At 74.0% G+C, this 15,963-nt stretch carries 16 protein-coding genes and 1 tRNA gene; 9 read left to right on the top strand and 8 right to left on the bottom strand.

The window, feature by feature from the left end:
* Positions 1-254: 254 nt before the first annotated feature.
* The 4 genes from FHN55_RS09280 to FHN55_RS09295 are packed head-to-tail and all read right to left on the bottom strand — an operon-like array spanning position 255 to position 3,199.
* A complete protein-coding gene (locus FHN55_RS09280) occupies positions 255-884 on the bottom strand; it encodes a phosphoesterase PA-phosphatase (RefSeq protein WP_139712030.1) in 630 nt (209 codons plus the stop codon).
* Positions 881-2,128, bottom strand: a complete 1,248-nt coding sequence (locus tag FHN55_RS09285) for a DUF6545 domain-containing protein (protein WP_139712031.1) — start codon at positions 2,126-2,128, stop codon at positions 881-883. Before FHN55_RS09285 ends, FHN55_RS09280 begins: the two co-directional genes overlap by 4 nt.
* Positions 2,125-2,655 (bottom strand): hypothetical protein, encoded by a 531-nt coding sequence (locus FHN55_RS09290; protein WP_139712032.1) that lies wholly within the window; start codon positions 2,653-2,655, stop codon positions 2,125-2,127. The genes FHN55_RS09285 and FHN55_RS09290 overlap by 4 nt, the downstream gene beginning before the upstream one ends.
* A 13-nt stretch (positions 2,656-2,668) precedes the next feature.
* Entirely contained in the window at positions 2,669-3,199 is a 531-nt protein-coding gene (locus tag FHN55_RS09295; RefSeq protein ID WP_218974505.1) for a helix-turn-helix domain-containing protein, read from the bottom strand.
* 279 nt (positions 3,200-3,478) lie between these two features.
* Here FHN55_RS09295 and FHN55_RS09300 point away from each other — a divergent pair, with 279 nt between their 5' ends.
* From FHN55_RS09300 to FHN55_RS09310, 3 genes are read left to right on the top strand one after another with little or no spacing between them, the layout of a single operon-like run.
* Positions 3,479-4,066, top strand: coding sequence for a hypothetical protein (locus tag FHN55_RS09300; RefSeq protein ID WP_139712033.1), 588 nt, complete (start codon positions 3,479-3,481; stop codon positions 4,064-4,066).
* A gap of 52 nt (positions 4,067-4,118) precedes the next feature.
* A complete protein-coding gene (locus FHN55_RS09305) occupies positions 4,119-4,328 on the top strand; it encodes a helix-turn-helix domain-containing protein (RefSeq protein ID WP_218974506.1) in 210 nt (69 codons plus the stop codon).
* A complete protein-coding gene (locus FHN55_RS09310; protein WP_180357729.1) occupies positions 4,325-5,524 on the top strand; it encodes a site-specific integrase in 1,200 nt (399 codons plus the stop codon). Before FHN55_RS09305 ends, FHN55_RS09310 begins: the two co-directional genes overlap by 4 nt.
* 110 nt (positions 5,525-5,634) lie before the next feature.
* Here the strand turns inward: FHN55_RS09310 and FHN55_RS09315 are convergent.
* A tRNA-Arg gene (locus FHN55_RS09315) sits at positions 5,635-5,706 on the bottom strand.
* A 166-nt stretch (positions 5,707-5,872) separates the two neighbouring features.
* On the opposite strand from FHN55_RS09315, the gene FHN55_RS09320 reads away from it, so the two are divergent.
* Complete coding sequence (locus tag FHN55_RS09320; RefSeq protein WP_139712035.1) at positions 5,873-7,654, top strand: GTPase domain-containing protein; 1,782 nt, start codon at positions 5,873-5,875, stop codon at positions 7,652-7,654.
* Positions 7,651-9,411 (top strand): GTPase, encoded by a 1,761-nt coding sequence (locus FHN55_RS09325; RefSeq protein ID WP_139712036.1) that lies wholly within the window; start codon positions 7,651-7,653, stop codon positions 9,409-9,411. The genes FHN55_RS09320 and FHN55_RS09325 overlap by 4 nt, the downstream gene beginning before the upstream one ends.
* Positions 9,412-9,441: 30 nt before the next feature.
* On the opposite strand, the gene FHN55_RS09330 is transcribed toward FHN55_RS09325, so the two are convergent.
* Positions 9,442-10,062 carry a GNAT family N-acetyltransferase gene (locus FHN55_RS09330; RefSeq protein ID WP_257570825.1) on the bottom strand — a complete coding sequence of 207 codons (621 nt, stop codon included), beginning with the start codon at positions 10,060-10,062 and terminating at the stop codon, positions 9,442-9,444.
* A 152-nt stretch (positions 10,063-10,214) separates the two neighbouring features.
* On the opposite strand from FHN55_RS09330, the gene FHN55_RS09335 reads away from it, so the two are divergent.
* Positions 10,215-10,844: a single-stranded DNA-binding protein gene (locus FHN55_RS09335; protein ID WP_139712037.1), complete on the top strand. Its 630-nt coding sequence runs from the start codon at positions 10,215-10,217 to the stop codon at positions 10,842-10,844.
* Positions 10,845-10,901: 57 nt separating this feature from the next.
* Positions 10,902-12,584, top strand: coding sequence for an energy-dependent translational throttle protein EttA (gene ettA / locus FHN55_RS09340; protein WP_139712038.1), 1,683 nt, complete (start codon positions 10,902-10,904; stop codon positions 12,582-12,584).
* Between the two features lie 454 nt (positions 12,585-13,038).
* Here the strand turns inward: ettA and FHN55_RS09345 are convergent, their stop codons facing one another.
* Both FHN55_RS09345 and FHN55_RS09350 read right to left on the bottom strand, forming a co-directional pair.
* Positions 13,039-13,794 (bottom strand): DUF6882 domain-containing protein, encoded by a 756-nt coding sequence (locus FHN55_RS09345; protein WP_139712039.1) that lies wholly within the window; start codon positions 13,792-13,794, stop codon positions 13,039-13,041.
* 88 nt (positions 13,795-13,882) lie between these two features.
* Positions 13,883-14,803 carry an acyl-CoA thioesterase II gene (locus FHN55_RS09350; protein ID WP_257570826.1) on the bottom strand — a complete coding sequence of 307 codons (921 nt, stop codon included), beginning with the start codon at positions 14,801-14,803 and terminating at the stop codon, positions 13,883-13,885.
* Positions 14,804-14,867: 64 nt separating this feature from the next.
* Here FHN55_RS09350 and FHN55_RS09355 point away from each other — a divergent pair, with 64 nt between their 5' ends.
* Together FHN55_RS09355 and FHN55_RS09360 are read left to right on the top strand one after the other, a co-directional pair.
* The gene (locus tag FHN55_RS09355; RefSeq protein ID WP_257570827.1) at positions 14,868-15,320 is read left to right on the top strand and encodes a thioesterase family protein; all 453 of its coding nucleotides are present in this window, start codon (positions 14,868-14,870) and stop codon (positions 15,318-15,320) included.
* Positions 15,317-15,961 (top strand): hypothetical protein, encoded by a 645-nt coding sequence (locus FHN55_RS09360; protein ID WP_218974507.1) that lies wholly within the window; start codon positions 15,317-15,319, stop codon positions 15,959-15,961. Before FHN55_RS09355 ends, FHN55_RS09360 begins: the two co-directional genes overlap by 4 nt.
* The last annotated feature ends 2 nt before the right edge of the window (positions 15,962-15,963 follow it).

Genomic DNA, 15,963 nt, shown 5'->3' on the forward strand with positions numbered 1-15,963 from the left:
CACTGAGTATCAGCGGATCACGATCGACCATCTCTGCGACGTCTCACAGCGCCTACGGCGTCCAGGGGCGAGGGCTGTCCACAACTCTTGTCCAAGAGCATGCGACACAGCCTCTTCGCAGGGGCAAGTTCTGAGATGGACGCGGCGCGGTTACGGCACTCCAAGCTCTGTTGGCGGGGATGCATCGGGCAAAGGCGCTGCTGGGCGAAGAAGCTCTGGTGGCCAGCCCCCTCCGCTCGCGTGCTGAACGGCGCCTACTTAACGAAGGCGAGCAAGGACAGGACCACGGCACCGAGAGCCGCTCCGGCGGTCACCTGCGCCGAGGTGTGGTCCCGCAGCACGACGCGTCCCCACGAGACCGCGACCACGGCGATACCGGCCAGCAGCGCCCAGGGCCCTAGGGCGACGACGAGGGCCGCCGCCGTTCCCGCTGCCACCGCGGAGTGCATCGAAATCTTCCAGAATTTCGAAATCACCAGGCAGGCAAGGACCAGCAGAACCTCGCTCGCCAACAGGCAGACCAGCAGCGGCGGCGCTCCTAGGAGCACGAGCACCGAGATACCAGCTGCCAGGCATATCAGGACAGCCACGAGAACCTTCGGGCGGTCTTCCCGGCGGGACACGTGCCGGTCGGTCGCCCCGCCGGTGCGGATCAGCCACGCGATGTAGGCGTACGGCAGCCCGATAGCGAAGACCGCGCCCAGTAGGCCCAGACCCGCGCCGCGCCAGGCGTGCGCGTCGCTGAGCGCACCGACAGCCACGGGGCAGATGACGCCGACGACCGACGGGGCCAGAAGTTCGGTGAATACCCGCGCCAGCCGCAGGCGCAAGCCGCCGCTCTCGCCGTCTGAGGTCCTCGCCTTGACGTCCACCTGCTCGGTCATGACGTGGCCTCGTTCCGCTGGTTCTTGACACGTCGGTTCGCTTGCCTGCGGCGCACCCGGTACCGGTGGGCCACCTTGGTCCACCAGGCCACTTCCTGCTCGACAGTGGCCGCCGTTGGGGGCACCGGAATGGTCATCTTCGGCATCGGCGCCCCTACAGACTCGGCGACGACGACCTCGGCCAGCGCTGTCGCCGCCCGGTCGGCCTTCTCATTGGAGACTCGGGGTGAGACCAGCGCATCGGGCGTGACCGGTCTGACGGTCACGCGCCGGCCGCCCAGGATCCGCACGGCGTCGAGCAGCTCGATGACGCGCCGGTAGAGCCGCCATGCCCCGGTGCGAACGGACAGGACCTCCCGGACCGGTCCGGGGTCCGGCTCCATCGCGACGCCGGGACGCAGGCGCACCAGGTCCCTCCACAGCGGGTACAGACGGACGCTCCTTGTGTGGGCCGTCAGCCCGTCCGAAGCCGCACGTGCTCTGGCCACAGCGGCCAGCCACAGGGTTCCTGCGACCAGCAGGATGCTGGCGGTCGCGGCGAGGACCGCGCCCGGCCAGGCCAGCGCCTCCAACACGCCGGGGCGATCGGCGGCGAGCGCGCCGAGCCCGACCAGGCGCAGCGCCACGTAGAGGCAGCCCGCCGAAGCGCCGAGGGTGATCAGCCAGCCGCTGGTCGCCAGCCGGCCGGTCATGGTCGCGTGCATCTGCCACCCCAACCGCAGCAGCTCGGCGAAGGCGCCTCCGACGAAGGCGACGAAGACCAGCGTGTAGATCTGTACCGGTGCTTGGTCGCCGAAGGTCACCATGTAGGACCGGACTTGCTGGCCGTGCGGCCCGAATCCGAAGCAGGCCCACAGGACGACGACGGCGACCGCCAGCCACGTCCGGCGGCGCCGCCCCCAGCCCGTCCGTCGTCGCCACGGATCTGCACCACCGGCATCAACGCCCGCGTGAACGGCGAAGTGACCGACCATCGTCAAGATGCCTATGGCACATGCCATGAGGGCGGTGCGGGCGATCGGCTCGCCGATGTTCGCGACACCCGTCAGCCGCGTCAGTGCCGCGTACACGGGGGAGGCCAGCGCCGTCGTCCCCACGGTCAGACCCCACAGTGCGACGGCCAGGCCCTGGCGGTCACGACGGCTCCCGGGCAGCAGGTCCCTGGCGCGCAGCAGAGCGGCGATGCCGACGAAGACGGCCACCGCGGGGATGGCGTACGTCGAGACGACGTCGGCCAGGTTCACCGGGCGTCTCGGCGGCGGGAACCGAAGGTGGCCGTGAGGTCCGCCGCCCGCCGACGGGCGTCAACAGGCAGGGCGTTGAGGTCGTCGGCCACTGGGTGAGTAGAGAGCTGCAGGAGCATGGAGGCGAAGACCTCAGCCTCTCGCTCCTCGTCGGTGGAGTAGGAGCCGCGCTGCAGCATCCGCCGCACGGTGCGTGGGTCGACGTCAGGGAGCAGGGTCGCCAGCACGTCCGGTGCCAGCGGCTCGTCATGCCCGTGCTCGAAGGCGATGTGCGCGAGCTCGTGGGCGATGACGTGCTGCTGGTGCACTCCGGCGAGTCCGTCGTCGAAGAAGACGATGTCCACGCCCTCCAGTTCGATCCAAGTGCCCGAGAGCTCCTCGCCGAGCTGGGGGTGAGCGACGAGGCGGATGGGGCGGCCGCGCTGATGGGTCAGCTGCTCCGCAAGCTGCTCGACACTGGTGGGGCCGTCGATGCCCAGGGTGGCCAGCATCTGGGCGCAACGGGTGCGCACGACGTTGAGCCGCACCCGGTCACCCCTCTCAGCCGGAGGTGTGGCCCCTTCCGGCGCCATCCGAGGCCGCGCCGCCGGCGTCAGAGCCCTCGGCACCCTCGGGCAGGCCCTCCAAGGCGCGCACCCGTTCGATCATGTCCACGATGGTCCCGAGGCTCTCGGAGGAGAGACCGGAAGCCCTCATGGCGATCTTGCGTACCCCGGCATCGCGCATGGCTGCAACCAGAGACAGTTGCTCGTTGACGGCCTTGGAGACCTCGTCGTCGAAGAAGTAGGCCGCCGGAACGCCGAAGAACGACGCCATCGCTTCCAGGTGCTTCATCGTCGGGTTGTCGCGTTTGCCGTTGCGGAGCATCCAGACGTACGCAGCGCTGATGGTCGGCCCCCCAGCGTCACGGATCTCACTGGCGACCTGCTCGTAGGTGTACTCGCCGCGCGAGGAGCGGACGGTGCGGAACAGGTGGTCGACCTTCTCGGCGAGGCTTCGCGAAGATCCACCATTCGGAGCAGCCTCGCCCGCGGCCATGTCGACATCTGCGTCGACCGCGTCCTCGGCCACGTCCTGCCCCTCTCAGCCCTGCGACGGCACTCGGGCGCACTGGTCGTGCACCCCACGTCTTGACAGTGGTTCACGTGGGCATAGCATCTGGGGCGTCATCACAACTGATGTAAATGACGGGGGGCCGGACACCAACCCGGAGCGCCGGTTCGCACCGCCACCCCTGCATCCACACCCGCCGACGAGACGCCAGCGGGCATCAATCCATCCACAGTGCCGCCTCTCCGCAGATGCGTCGAGAGCGGCATCTCAAGGCTAGCCGCATGGGGGTGACCGAACGTGAGCACCGCGACCACCTCGACGACGACGTGGGCGGCCGTGGTCGCGCTCGGCCTCATCTCGACGGTCGTCCTGGTTGGCGGGGCCATGAGCCTGGAGGCCTCCCAGGTAGACGGCCCGCCCGCGGGGACGGTCTCCGACACCGGCGACGCCGTCCCCTTCACCGGCGCGAGCGGCGGCTGCACGATCTCCGACCCCACCGGTACCGGCGGCTGCGTCACCCCGACCACGGCCTGGCTACTCCAGCAGGCCAGCGCCCACTTCGGACGCCAGCCCACCAGCTGCTGGGACGCCCACGCCTGGAACCCGACGTCGGACCACCCCAAGGGCCGGGGCTGCGACATCACCTTCGGGACGGCCGGCCGCTTCCCCGGCGACGCCGATAAGGCCGCCGGCTGGACGTTCGCTAGCTGGCTCGTCGCCAACGCGAAGGCCCTGCGGGTGTCCTACGTGATCTGGCAGGGCCAGATCTGGTCGGCGGCCCGCGCTGACGAGGGCTGGCGCACGTACACCGGGGGAGGCGTTTACGACCCCACCAGTCCGGTCGGCGGCCACTACGACCACGTCCACGTGTCGGTGCTGCCGTGAACGCTGACCTTCCACCACCAGCCCCGCGGGGCGACAAGCCTCCGGAGGCACCGTGACGACACTGACGTTGACCGAGGAAGAGGTGCGGACGCTCCCGCCGGTCGTGAACGTTCCGACGGCGGCCGCTGTGCTCGGCATCAGCCCCGCGACGGCCTACCGGCTCATCAGGGCCGAGGAGTGGCCGACCCCGGTGCTCCACCTCGGCCGCTACATCCGCATACCGCGTGCGGCTTTGCTCGACATGCTGGAGCTGCGCCCGTGAAGGCGGGCACGGTCCGCCGTCGGCACACGCGGGACTGCCCACCCTCCTCCGGCGGCGACCGACCGCAACACCGCTGCCGCGGCTCATGGGAGTACGTCATCGACCTGGGGCTCGACGGACGAGGCAGTCGACGCCAGGAGACCAAAAGCGGTTACCCCACGAAGGCCGCTGCTGCTGCCGCCCTACGCGAGTTCCGCGAGACCATCGATGGCGGCGTGCACGTCACCGACACCACCGTCGGCCAGTACCTGGACCGCTGGTTGCAGGGGAAGCACGCGCTGCGCCCCAGCACCCGCGCCAGCTACGCCGACCACATCGAGACCTACATCAAGCCCCACCTCGGGCACGTCGAGCTCCTCCAGCTCCGTGCTCACCACCTCGACCGCTTCTACGCGGCGATCGCGACCGGCTCCCGGGGACGCGTGCTGAGCGCCTCGACGGTGAGGCGCATCCACGCGACCCTCCGCTCGGCTCTGAACAGCGCAGTCAAGCGGCGGCTGATGCCGCACAACCCGACCGACCAGATCGAGTTGGCGCCCGAGCGGCCCAAGCGTCCTGAGCCGTGGACGGTGCAGGAGTGCCTGAGCTTCCTGGAAGCCGCACGGGGTGACCGGCTCTACCCGCTCTACCACCTGTACCTGCTCGGCGGTCTGCGCCGCGGAGAAGGGATCGGGCTGCGCTGGACGTCCGTCGACCTCGGGAAGCGCACGGTGTCGGTCAGCGAACAGATCACCGCGGTGCGGAACCGCTCGCAGACGGGGGAGCCCAAGACGCGCAGCGGGGTTCGACGAGTTCGTCTCGACGAGGCCACGACCGCGCTCCTCGCCGGACACCGCACCGCGCAGGCGGCCGAGCGCCGGGAGTGGGGGCTGCCGCTCGTCGATGACGGCCTCGTTTTCACCAAGGAGGACGGCTCCGCGCTGGTCCCGGGTTACGTCACCAAGCACTTCTACGTGCTGGCGCGCCGCGCGGGTCTGCGCCAGGTCCGCCTCCACGACCTGCGGCACACGAGTGCGAGTCTCGCGCTCGAGGCGGGCGTCGCCATGAAGGTCGTCTCGGACCGCCTCGGGCACTCGTCGATCGCCATCACGGCGAACCTCTACACGCACGTCTACGACACGGTCGCCCTCGATGGCGCCGACCGTCTCGCAGCTCTGCTGACGAACGCGGCTGATGCAGATGTGAGCAAAACGTGAGCATTCAGCCCCGCTCCAAGCCGTCAGCACCGGCGCGAGCCCCACCAACTTCGGTCGCCTCGGCGACATCTTCCCTGCTCAGAGACCTGGACCCCGCGATGGGCGGTCGGCGCCCCCGGCTGGATTCGAACCAGCGACCATCGGATTAGAAGTCCGGTGCTCTTCCGCTGAGCTACGAGGGCGGGGCGCGTCACCGCGCCGCAGCACAGCGTAGGCGGCGCGACGCGCCAGCGAGCACGGCGGGACGCGCCGGGAACGCGGAGGGACGCGCCGCCGGACACCGCGAGATCCGCACGGACAGAGCACCCGGTGGTGGCGCGGACCAGGGGCTGACGGCAGGCTGGCGGGGTGAGCACCCCGGCGGCAGCGGCACCTTCGCCGCCGTCATCCCCGGTACTGCTGGAGCCGGTGGAGCGCCTGCGCGCGCTCGTCGGCGGCCTGGAGCTCCCTCTCGACGCCGCGGGCGTGGACCGCGCCCGCACCGAGCGGGACCAGCTCCTGGCCCAGCTGGACGACTACCTCCTCCCGCGCCTGCGCCGCCTGGACGCGCCGCTGCTCGCCGTCGTCGGCGGGTCCACGGGGGCGGGCAAGTCCACCCTCGTGAACAGCCTGGTGGGCTCGCACGTCACGACGTCGGGGGTGCTGCGCCCGACCACGCGCTACCCCGTCCTCGTGCACAGCCCGGCCGACGCGCAGCACTTCCTGTCCGGCGCGGTGCTGCCGGGCCTGGCCCGCACCACCGGCGCCGAGGTCCCCGACCCCGCGCACCCGGGCAGCGCCGCGAAGGGCCTGCGCCTCGTGGAGGTGCCCGACCAGCCGGCCGGTCTCGCGCTGCTCGACGCTCCCGACGTCGACTCGGTGGTCGAGGCGAACCGCGACCTCGCCGTCCAGCTGCTCGGCGCCGCCGACCTGTGGCTGTTCACCACCACCGCGTCCCGCTACGCCGACGCGGTGCCGTGGGAGGTGCTGCGCACCGCCACCGAGCGCGGCACCGCCGTGGCCGTGGTGCTGGACCGCATCCCGCCGGACGCGCTGGTGGAGGTCCGCGCCGACCTGTCCCGCATGCTCGCCGACGCCGGCCTGAAGAGCGCGCCGCTGTTCACCGTCGCCGAGTCCGCGCTGGAGGGCGGCCTGCTGCCGGCGCAGCAGACGGCGCCGCTGCGCCGCTGGCTGGCCGGCATCAGCGCCGACGCGCGCAGCCGCGACGTCGTCGTCCGCCGCACCCTGTCCGGGGCGCTGGCCTCGCTCGCCACCCGCGTGCCGCGCCTCGCCGACGCCGCGGACGCGCAGGCCGCCGAGGACAGCTCCCTGCGCGCCGACCTGCACGGCGCCTACGCCGACGCCACCGAGTCCCTCCAGGAGCACCTGTCCGACGGCACGCTGCTGCGCGGGGAGGTGCTGGCCCGCTGGCAGGAGTTCGTCGGCACCGGCGAGCTGTTCGCCAGCCTGCAGGCCGGCGTCGGGCGCGTGCGCGACCGGATCGCCGCCGCCGTCCGCCGCAAGGCCCCTCCTGCCGACCGGCTGGGCGAGGCCCTGGCCACGGGCGTCGCCGCGCTGGTGGTCGACGCCGCCGGTCGCGCCCGCCAGAGCGCCCTGCTGCGCTGGCGCGCCCGACCCTCGGGTGCGGCGCTGCTGGCCGCCGCGCCGCCCGCCGCCTCCGACCCGCAGCTGCGACCCGGCTTCACGGCCGAGGTCGAGAGGCTCGTCCGCGACTGGCAGCAGCACGTGCTGGACCTCGTCCGCGCCCAGGGGGAGGGCAAGCGCAGCCGCGCGCTCCTGTACAGCCTCGGCGTCAGCGGCGCCGGCGCGGTGCTCATGCTCGTCGTCTTCGCCGCCAGCGCCGGGCTGACCGGCGCGGAGGCCGGCATCGCCGCTCTGACGGCCGCCCTCGCGCAGCGCGTGCTGGAGGCCGCCTTCGGCGACCAGGCGGTGCGCACGCTGGCCGCGGCGGCCCGCGCCGACCTCGTCGCCCGCGTCGAGGACCTCCTCGAGCGCGAGCAGGCCTCCCTCGTGCGCCTGCTGCCCGACCGCGGCGCCGGGGACGAGGCAGCGCTGACGGGGTCCCAGCTGCGCCAGGCCGCCGCGGAGGTCGCGCGAGCCGGGGACGTCGGCCGGGGGAGCACAGCATGAGCGCACAGACCCGCGAGGACCTCGAGGACTTCGACGACGACGAGCGCGGCGACGTGGAGGCACTGCCGGCCGCGCTGTCCCTCGACACGCCGCTGGGCGCCGCGCTCGCCGAGCTCGAGGCGGCGCTGGAGCTCGGCGGTGACGAGCTGGACCCGGCCGCCGCCGAGCGCGCCCGCGCCGTCGCCGCCCGCGCCCGCCAGCGCCTGGCCGGCGACACCGGCGCGTCCGTCGTGGCGCTCGCCGGGGCCACGGGCAGCGGCAAGTCCAGCCTGTTCAACGCCATCGCCGGTCTCGACGTCGCCACCGTCGGCGTGCGCCGGCCCACGACGTCCTCCCCGACCGCCTGCGTGTGGGGCGAGGTACCGGAGGCGCTGCTCGACTGGCTGGAGGTGCCGCGCCGGCACCGCACCGAGCGGGTCAGCGAGCTCGACGCCCACCGGGAGGACGCCCTCACCGGCCTGGTGCTGCTCGACCTGCCCGACCACGACTCCACGCAGCTGTCGCACCGGCTCCAGGTGGACCGGCTCGTCGGGCTGGCCGACCTCGTCGTGTGGGTGGCCGACCCGCAGAAGTACGCCGACGCCGCGCTGCACTCCCGCTACCTGAGCCACCTCGCCGACCACCAGGACGTCGTGGTGGTGGTGCTCAACCAGGTCGACACCCTCGACGAGGCCTCCGCCGCCGTCTGCGAGGCCGACCTGCGCCGCCTGCTCGCCGCCGACGGGCTCGACCGGGTCCGGCTGCTGTCCACCTCGGCGCGCACCGGCCAGGGCGTCAGCGCGCTGCGCCAGGTCCTCACCGACGTCGTCCAGGCCCGCACCGCCGCCCGCCGCCGCTCCGAGGCCGACGTGCTGGCCGCCGTCCGCGAGCTGCAGGGCTCGGTGGGCCCCGACGAGCCCGACGTCGCGACCGCCGAGGGCACGCCCGCGCTGGTCGACGCCCTCGCCGTGGCGGCGGGCGTGCCCGCCATCGGCGACGCCGTGCGCGGCAGCGAGCTGCGCGCGGGCGTCGGCCGCACCGGCTGGCCGTTCACGCGGTGGGTGCGGCGGCTGCGACCGGACCCGCTCAAGCGGCTGCACCTGCCGTCGTCGTCCTCGTCGGACCGGGGGAGGGACGCGGCGGCGCTGCCCGACACCGCGCTCACCCGCACGTCGGTCCCCGTGCCGACGCCCTCCCAGCGCGCGCAGGTCTCCACGGCCGTGCGGGGCGTGGTGACGTCCGTGGCGGAGGACCTGCCCCAGCGGTGGGGCGACGCCGTGCGCGCGGCCTCCGGGCCGGTCAGCGACGACCTCGCCGACTCCCTCGACCAGGCCGTGCAGACGGTGCCCCTGGCGACGCCGGCCCCCCGCTGGTGGGGCGCCGTCGAGTCGCTGCAGCTGCTGCTCGCGCTGTGCGCCGTGGTCGGCGCGCTGTGGCTGGCCGCGCTCGGCGTGATCGGCTACCTGCAGCTGCCCGCCCCGCCGCTGCCGCGCGTCGGACCGCCCGCCGGGTCCGGCTACGAGCAGTGGGCCGTGCCGCTGCCCACGCTGCTGCTGGTGGGCGGGGTGCTGCTCGGCTGGCTCCTCGCAGCGCTGTCGCGCTCGCTGGTGCGCCGCCGGGCCGAGCGCCTGCGCCGCCGCGTGCGCGAGCAGCTGCGCGAGGTGGTGGCGCGCACCGCGCAGGAGCGGCTGCTGGCCGCGGTCGCAGCCGTGGTCGCACGCCACCACGAGGTGCGGGAGGCGCTCGCAGCAGCGGGCGCGTGGCTCAGCCGCCGCTGACCGTCGTCGTCGGTGCTGACGCCGTCGTCCTCAGCCGTGGCGGACCAGGGAGGCGTGCAGGGTGGCGCGGACCGCGGGCCACTCGTGGGGGAGCACGGAGTAGACCGCGGTGTCCCGCAGCACGCCGTCGGGTCCGATCCTGTGGTTGCGCAGCACGCCGTCGAGCTTGGCGCCGAGCCGCTCGATGGCCGCCCGCGACTGCCGGTTGTGCCAGTGGGTGCGCAGCTCGACGGCGATCGCGTCGCACGCCTCGAAGGCGTGGCCGAGCAGCAGCAGCTTGGCGGCGCTGTTGACGGCGGTGCGCTGGGCGGAGGGGACCAGCCAGGTGGCGCCGACCTCGACGTGCCGGTCCGGCTGGGCGATGTTGCAGAACGTGGTGCAGCCGACGAGCGCGCCGCTGTCCAGGCGGCGGACGGCCCACGGGTTCATGCTGCCGGCGGCGTGCAGGCGCAGCCGGTCGGCGACGTCGTCGGCGACGGTCTGCGGGGTGGGGACGGCGGTGTACCAGGTGTGCTCCAGGCCGCCCTCGGCGAGCGCGGCGGCGAGCTCGCCGACGTGGTCGGGCGAGAGCGGCTCGAGGCGCACGTGCGCGTCCTCGAGGACCACGCGGTCGGTCAGCAGCACCGGCTCAGAGGCCGAGGGTGGGGTCACGGGCGCGCACGCTAGCGCTGTCGCGTGCCCACAGGCGGGGCGCGCGAGACCTCCGTCCACAGGCCGGGGGTGGCCGGTGGTGGCCCTGGCGACGACGACGGCAGTGTCGCCGGGAGCGCTCGCGCTGGGCGGGCCGGAAGGAGGAGGCCTGCATGCCGAAGTCGACGTTCACCCTGGTGGGGCACCTCGGGGCGGACCCCGAGCTGCGCGTGACGACGTCGGGGACCCCGTACACCAAGTTCCGCGTCGCCGAGAGCGACTCCTGGCGCGACCAGAGCACGGGCGTGTGGGTGGACGGCCCGCCCAACTGGTGGGACGTCACCTGCTGGGAGGAGCTCGCGGAGAACGTCGCCGCCTCGGTCAAGAAGGGCTCCCGCGTCGTGGTCTCGGGGACCTTCGAGCACCGCGAGTACGAGGTCCGTGACGGCGAGCGGACCGAGCGGCGGCGCGCCATCACGCTCAGGGCTCGGTCGGTCTCGCTGGACCTGCGACGGGGACCGGCCGACCAGCGCGTGCGCGACCGCGCGGCGCAGCCGACGGTCGACGGGGCGCGCGTGGAGCGCAGCACCGGGGTCCTGACCGGTCCGTGGGAGGGCGGCGACCTCCCCACCCAGGCGGAGGCCCCGCCCACCGAGCGGATGGACTCCCGCTCCCTGACCGACTACCGCGACGAGGACGCCGCCAGCCCTGACGACGCGCTGCGCGACGCCCCGATCGACGGCACCGGCGACGGCACCGGCGACGGCGCGCAGGAGGAGGTGGAGCTGGCCCGCAGCGCCTGACCTGCCGGCCGGGGCGGGCGGCGTGTGGGGCCGCCGTCCGCCCCTAGGCTGGAGGTCATGGCGGAGTTCATCTACACCATGTACAAGGCCCGCAAGTCCTTGGGCGACAAGCTGATCCTCGACGACGTGACCATGTCGTTCTACCCCGGGGCGAAGATCGGCGTCGTCGGCCCGAACGGTGCGGGCAAGTCCACGATCCTCAAGATCATGGCCGGCCTCGACCAGCCCTCCAACGGCGAGGCCCGCCTCTCGCCGGGCTACTCGGTGGGCATCCTCCTGCAGGAGCCCCCGCTCGACGAGGACAAGACCGTCCTGGAGAACGTCCAGGAGGGCATGGGAGACCTCAAGCGCAAGGTCGACCGGTACAACGAGATCACGGCCGCCTTCGAGGACCCGGACGCCGACTTCGACGCCCTCATGAAGGAGATGGGCGACCTCCAGGAGGAGCTCGACCACGCCGGCGCCTGGGACATGGACTCCAAGCTCGAGCAGGCCATGGACGCCCTGCGCTGCCCCCCGGGCGACGCCGACGTGAAGGTCCTCTCCGGTGGTGAGCGCCGCCGCGTGGCGCTGTGCCGCCTGCTGCTCAGCGAGCCCGACCTGCTGCTGCTGGACGAGCCCACCAACCACCTCGACGCCGAGTCCGTCACCTGGCTCGAGCAGCACCTCGCGAGCTACCCCGGCGCCGTCCTCGCCGTCACCCACGACCGGTACTTCCTCGACAACGTGGCGCAGTGGATCGCCGAGGTCGACCGCGGCCGCCTGTACCCCTACGAGGGCAACTACTCCACCTACCTGGAGAAGAAGCGCGAGCGCCTGCAGGTGCAGGGCAAGAAGGACGCCAAGCTCGCCAAGCGCCTCGCCGACGAGCTCGAGTGGGTCCGGTCCAACGCCAAGGCCCGCCAGACCAAGTCCAAGTCGCGCCTGGCGCGCTACGAGGAGATGGCGGCCGAGGCCGACCGCACCCGCAAGCTCGACTTCGAGTCCATCCAGATCCCGCCGGGCCCGCGCCTGGGCTCGCAGGTCATCGAGGTCAAGGAGCTCGAGAAGGGCTTCGGGGACCGCCTGCTCATCGACGGCCTGAGCTTCACGCTGCCCCGCAACGGCATCGTCGGGGTCATCGGCCCCAACGGCGTCGGCAAGACCACGCTGTTCAAGACCATCGTCGGACTCGAGGAGCCGGACGACGGCACGGTGAGGGTCGGCGAGACGGTGAAGATCTCCTACGTCGACCAGAACCGCGGCGGCCTGGACCCCAACAAGTCGCTGTGGGAGGTCGTCTCCGACGGGCTCGACTACATGCAGGTCGGCAACGTCGAGGTCCCCTCGCGCGCCTACGTCTCCGCGTTCGGGTTCAAGGGCCCGGACCAGCAGAAGAAGGCCGGCGTGCTCTCCGGTGGAGAGCGCAACCGCCTCAACCTGGCGCTGACGCTCAAGCAGGGCGGCAACCTGCTGCTGCTCGACGAGCCCACCAACGACCTGGACGTCGAGACCCTGTCCTCCCTGGAGGACGCGCTGCTGGAGTTCCCCGGCTGCGCCGTGGTCATCAGCCACGACCGGTGGTTCCTCGACCGGGTCGCCACGCACATCCTCGCCTGGGAGGGCACCGACGAGGACCCGGCGCAGTGGTACTGGTACGAGGGCAACTTCGCCGGCTACCTCGAGAACAAGATCGAGCGCCTCGGTGAGGACGCCGCCCGTCCCCACCGCGTCACCCACCGCCGCCTCACGCGCGACTGACGCAGCGCGTCACCGCTGCGCCACCACCCGACGGCCGACCGGGCCCGCCGCTGCACCTGAGCAGCGGCGGGCCCGTCGTCGTCCTGCCCCCTCCCGACGGCGCGCGAGCGCCTGCGCCACCACCCCGAGGCGAGCGGGGAAGCCGCGGCCGCTGGGCGCCGCACCTGCGCACTCCGGGGGCGTCGTGCCGCCGGTGACGCCCCTGGTCTGCCCACCCGCGCCCCAGACCGACGACGACCGTGCGCCTGTGCACCCGGCATCCGGGTGGCGGTCCGCACGCAGCACGCTCGCTCCGGTGGGGCGAGGGGGCCGGCGCACCCGTCTGCTGTCCGCGCAGTGCTCCTCGGCCGCCTCCGTGGTGCGCAGGCGCGTGGTCGTCGGAGGGACGTGGCGCGGAGCCCGTCGAGCGTCGCGGAGGTCGCGGGGCGCGGTGGTGGAGAAGGGGGAGCGAGGGTCAGGCGGGGGAGGACTGCGCGTGGACGCCTGCGATGCGGCCGAGCTCGTCGAAGCTGACCCGCACCTCGACCTGCGGGCCCGACAGCTGCACGCCCTCGTGGTCCGGCTCCCAGCGCTGCTGCAGGCCTCGCCACCCGGCGTACGCGGCGACGGCGCGGCGCGCGTCGGACAGCGGCGGGCCCAGGAGCCTCTCGGTGAGGACCCGCGCGACCCGGGGGGCCGACGGGGCCGGCAGCGCGAACCCGGGGTGGTCGAGCAGGAACGCCGCCCGGGTCCCGCCGCCCGCGTCGCCGTTGTAGGAGGTCCAGCGCCGGGAAGCCGCCTTCGCGGCGTCGAGGAGCACGCCCACCGCGCCGGTGGGCTCCTGCGGCGAGCCGGGCAGCTCGGCGAAGGGGACCTCGGGCCGGGTCAGCTCGGTCACCCCGTGGCGGTCTCCGAAGTCGCGCAGCCACCGGGCGAGGTCGGTGGTGTCCTCGCCGAAGCCCGACGGGTTGGCCCACGACCACAGCCACGACCGCGGACCGGGGGCGGCGGTGCCCAGCAGGTGCACCCGCTCCGCCACGAGCTCACCGCCCGGCGCCGACGCCAGCAGCGGCCCAGCCCCCTCGCCGGCAGCGCGGAACGCGAAGCGGCCCAGCGCGAGGTCGACGTCCCACGAGTGCTCGCCGAGCACCTCCCCGAGGTGCAGCTGGTGCTCCAGGGAGAGGAAGGCGGCGTCGTCGAGCAGCTCCTGGGCGGTCACCGGGTCGCTCACGGCGTCGAGTCTGCCGCAGCAGCGCGACCGCGGCACCGGAGCCGCCCGTGGTCGCGCGAGCGTCCTCGACCGTGGCGGAGGGGGCGGGTCAGCGGGGAGGGAGGCGGGTCATGCCCTCCTGGGCGACGGTCGCCACCAGGGTGCCCGCCCGGTCGTAGACCCGCGCCAGCCCCAGCCCGCGCGCCCCGGACGCCGACGGCGTCTCCTGCACGAACAGCATCCACTCGTCGGCGCGCACCGGCCGGTGCCACCACAGCGCGTGGTCCAGGCTGGCCACCCGGATGCCGGGCGTCGCCCACGCAGCCCCGTGGCGGCGCAGCACCGGCTCGAGCACCGTGACGTCACTGGCCCAGGCCAGCACCGCCCGGTGCAGCGCCTGGTCGTCGCCGAGGGGCCCGGCGACGCGCAGCCACACCGCCTGGGAGCCGTCGCCGCTCTCCCCGGGCTGCCCCGGAGCCGTGGGGAGGTAGATCGGGCCCCCGACGTGGCGGACGTCCACGGGCCGCTCCCGCGCCCAGTACCGGGCGAACGGGTGGTCGAGGCGGCCGACGAGGTCGGCGATGCTCGGGAGGTCCTCCGGGGCGGGCACCTGCGGGGCCGGGGCGGCGTGGTCGACGCCGTCCTGGTCCTCCTGGAACGAGGCGATCATCGACAGGATCGGCTGCCCGTGCTGGATGGCGTGCACGCGCCGCGCGCTGAAGGAGCCGCCGTCGCGCAGGCGCTCCACCGCGAAGGTGATGGGCGTGCCCGGGTCTCCGGGCCGCAGGAAGTACCCGTGCATCGAGTGCACGCGGCGGGCCGGCTCGACCGTGCGCGTGGCCGCCACCACCGACTGCCCCAGCACCTGCCCGCCGAAGACGCGCCCGTGCGGGGAGCGCTGGTTCTCCCCGGTGAACAGGTCCTGCCCGGAGGCGTCGACGCCGCTCGGCGTCAGGTCCAGCACGTGCAGCAGCCCCGCGAGGCCCTCGGCCCGGGCAGCGCCGTCTTCGTCGTCGAGGTGTCCGGCCACCCGCCGGAGACTAGGGGGGCGGGGTGCGCGCCGCAGCGGGCACCGGGTGCGCCAGCATGGCGGCGTGGCGAAGAGGTGCGTCCCGGTGACGGTGCGGTGGTCCGACATGGACGCGTTCGGGCACGTCAACAACGTGCAGGTGCTCAGGCTGCTGGAGGAGGTGCGCGTGCACGCCTTCGAGGACCTGCGCGACGGCGGTGGGCCCAGCCTCCTCGAGAGCGGCGTGGTGGTGGCCCGCCACGAGGTCGAGTACCTCGCGCCGCTGGTCTGGCGCCTCGCGCCCGTCCCCGCCGACCTGTGGATCACCTCGGTGGGCGGGGCGAGCTTCGAGATCGGCTACGAGGTCTACGACGAGGACGCCGACAGCGGCGCCCGCACCGTCTACGTGCGCGCCGCCACCACCTGCGTGGCGTACGACCTCACCAGCGGGGCCACCCGCCGCCTGTCCGCCCACGAGCGGGAGGTGCTCGAGGGCTGGCTCGACGAGCCCGTGCCGTTCCGGAGGCGCTCGCGGTGAGCGTCCCGCCGCCGCGCCACGAGCCGCCCGGGGAGCCGCCCGCACCGCTCGTCCCCGCCGACCCGCGCGCCCTGGACGACCTGGCCGTGCTGGTCTCGCGGGCGGCCCGGGCCGACGCCGGCGGCGCCGCCCGCCTCGTGGCGGCGCAGGGGGTGCTCGCCGTGTGGGTGAGTCCGCTGCACGGCTCCGGGCTGCCCACCGTGCTCGGCCTGCGCACCGTCGCGCTGGCACCGGGGGCCGGGGAGCAGCACCTCGACGTCGTCGTCGAGCTGGCGGCCCTGGCCGACCGCCTCGCCCGGCGCAGCGGCCTCGGCGGCGACCCGCCGAGCGGGCCGCTCACCGAGCTGGCGGTGCCCCCGGTGGACGTCGGCCCCGGCACCGCCTGGGCGGGTCTCCTGCCGCCGCGCAGCGGCTGGGTCCCGACCCCGCCGCAGGAGGCCTCCGCGCTGCGCGCACAGGCCGCCGCCGACCCGCGCGACCTCGCGGCCGCCCTCGCACGCGCCGCCGACGCGCTGGGGTTCCTGCCTCCCGCCGACCACCCGGACGCCGGGGCGCCGGTGGCGACGGCCGCGGCCGGGCCGTGGCGGCGCCTGTCCACGCGACGGGGTCACGTGCTGGGGCGCCGCCCGCTGCTGGCCTGACC

It is taken from the genome of Streptomyces sp. NP160, from assembly GCF_006335115.1.
Taxonomy (GTDB): Bacteria; Actinomycetota; Actinomycetes; order Actinomycetales; family Quadrisphaeraceae; genus Quadrisphaera.

Bases quoted from the DNA above. Each gene is read 5' to 3' on its own strand.
- FHN55_RS09280 (WP_139712030.1), bottom strand. From the start codon at position 884: ATGACCGAGCAGGTGGACGTCAAGGCGAGGACCTCAGACGGCGAGAGC.
- FHN55_RS09325 (WP_139712036.1), top strand. From the start codon at position 7,651: ATGAGCGCACAGACCCGCGAGGACCTCGAGGACTTCGACGACGACGAG.
- FHN55_RS09335 (WP_139712037.1), top strand. From the start codon at position 10,215: ATGCCGAAGTCGACGTTCACCCTGGTGGGGCACCTCGGGGCGGACCCC.
- ettA (WP_139712038.1), top strand. From the start codon at position 10,902: ATGGCGGAGTTCATCTACACCATGTACAAGGCCCGCAAGTCCTTGGGC.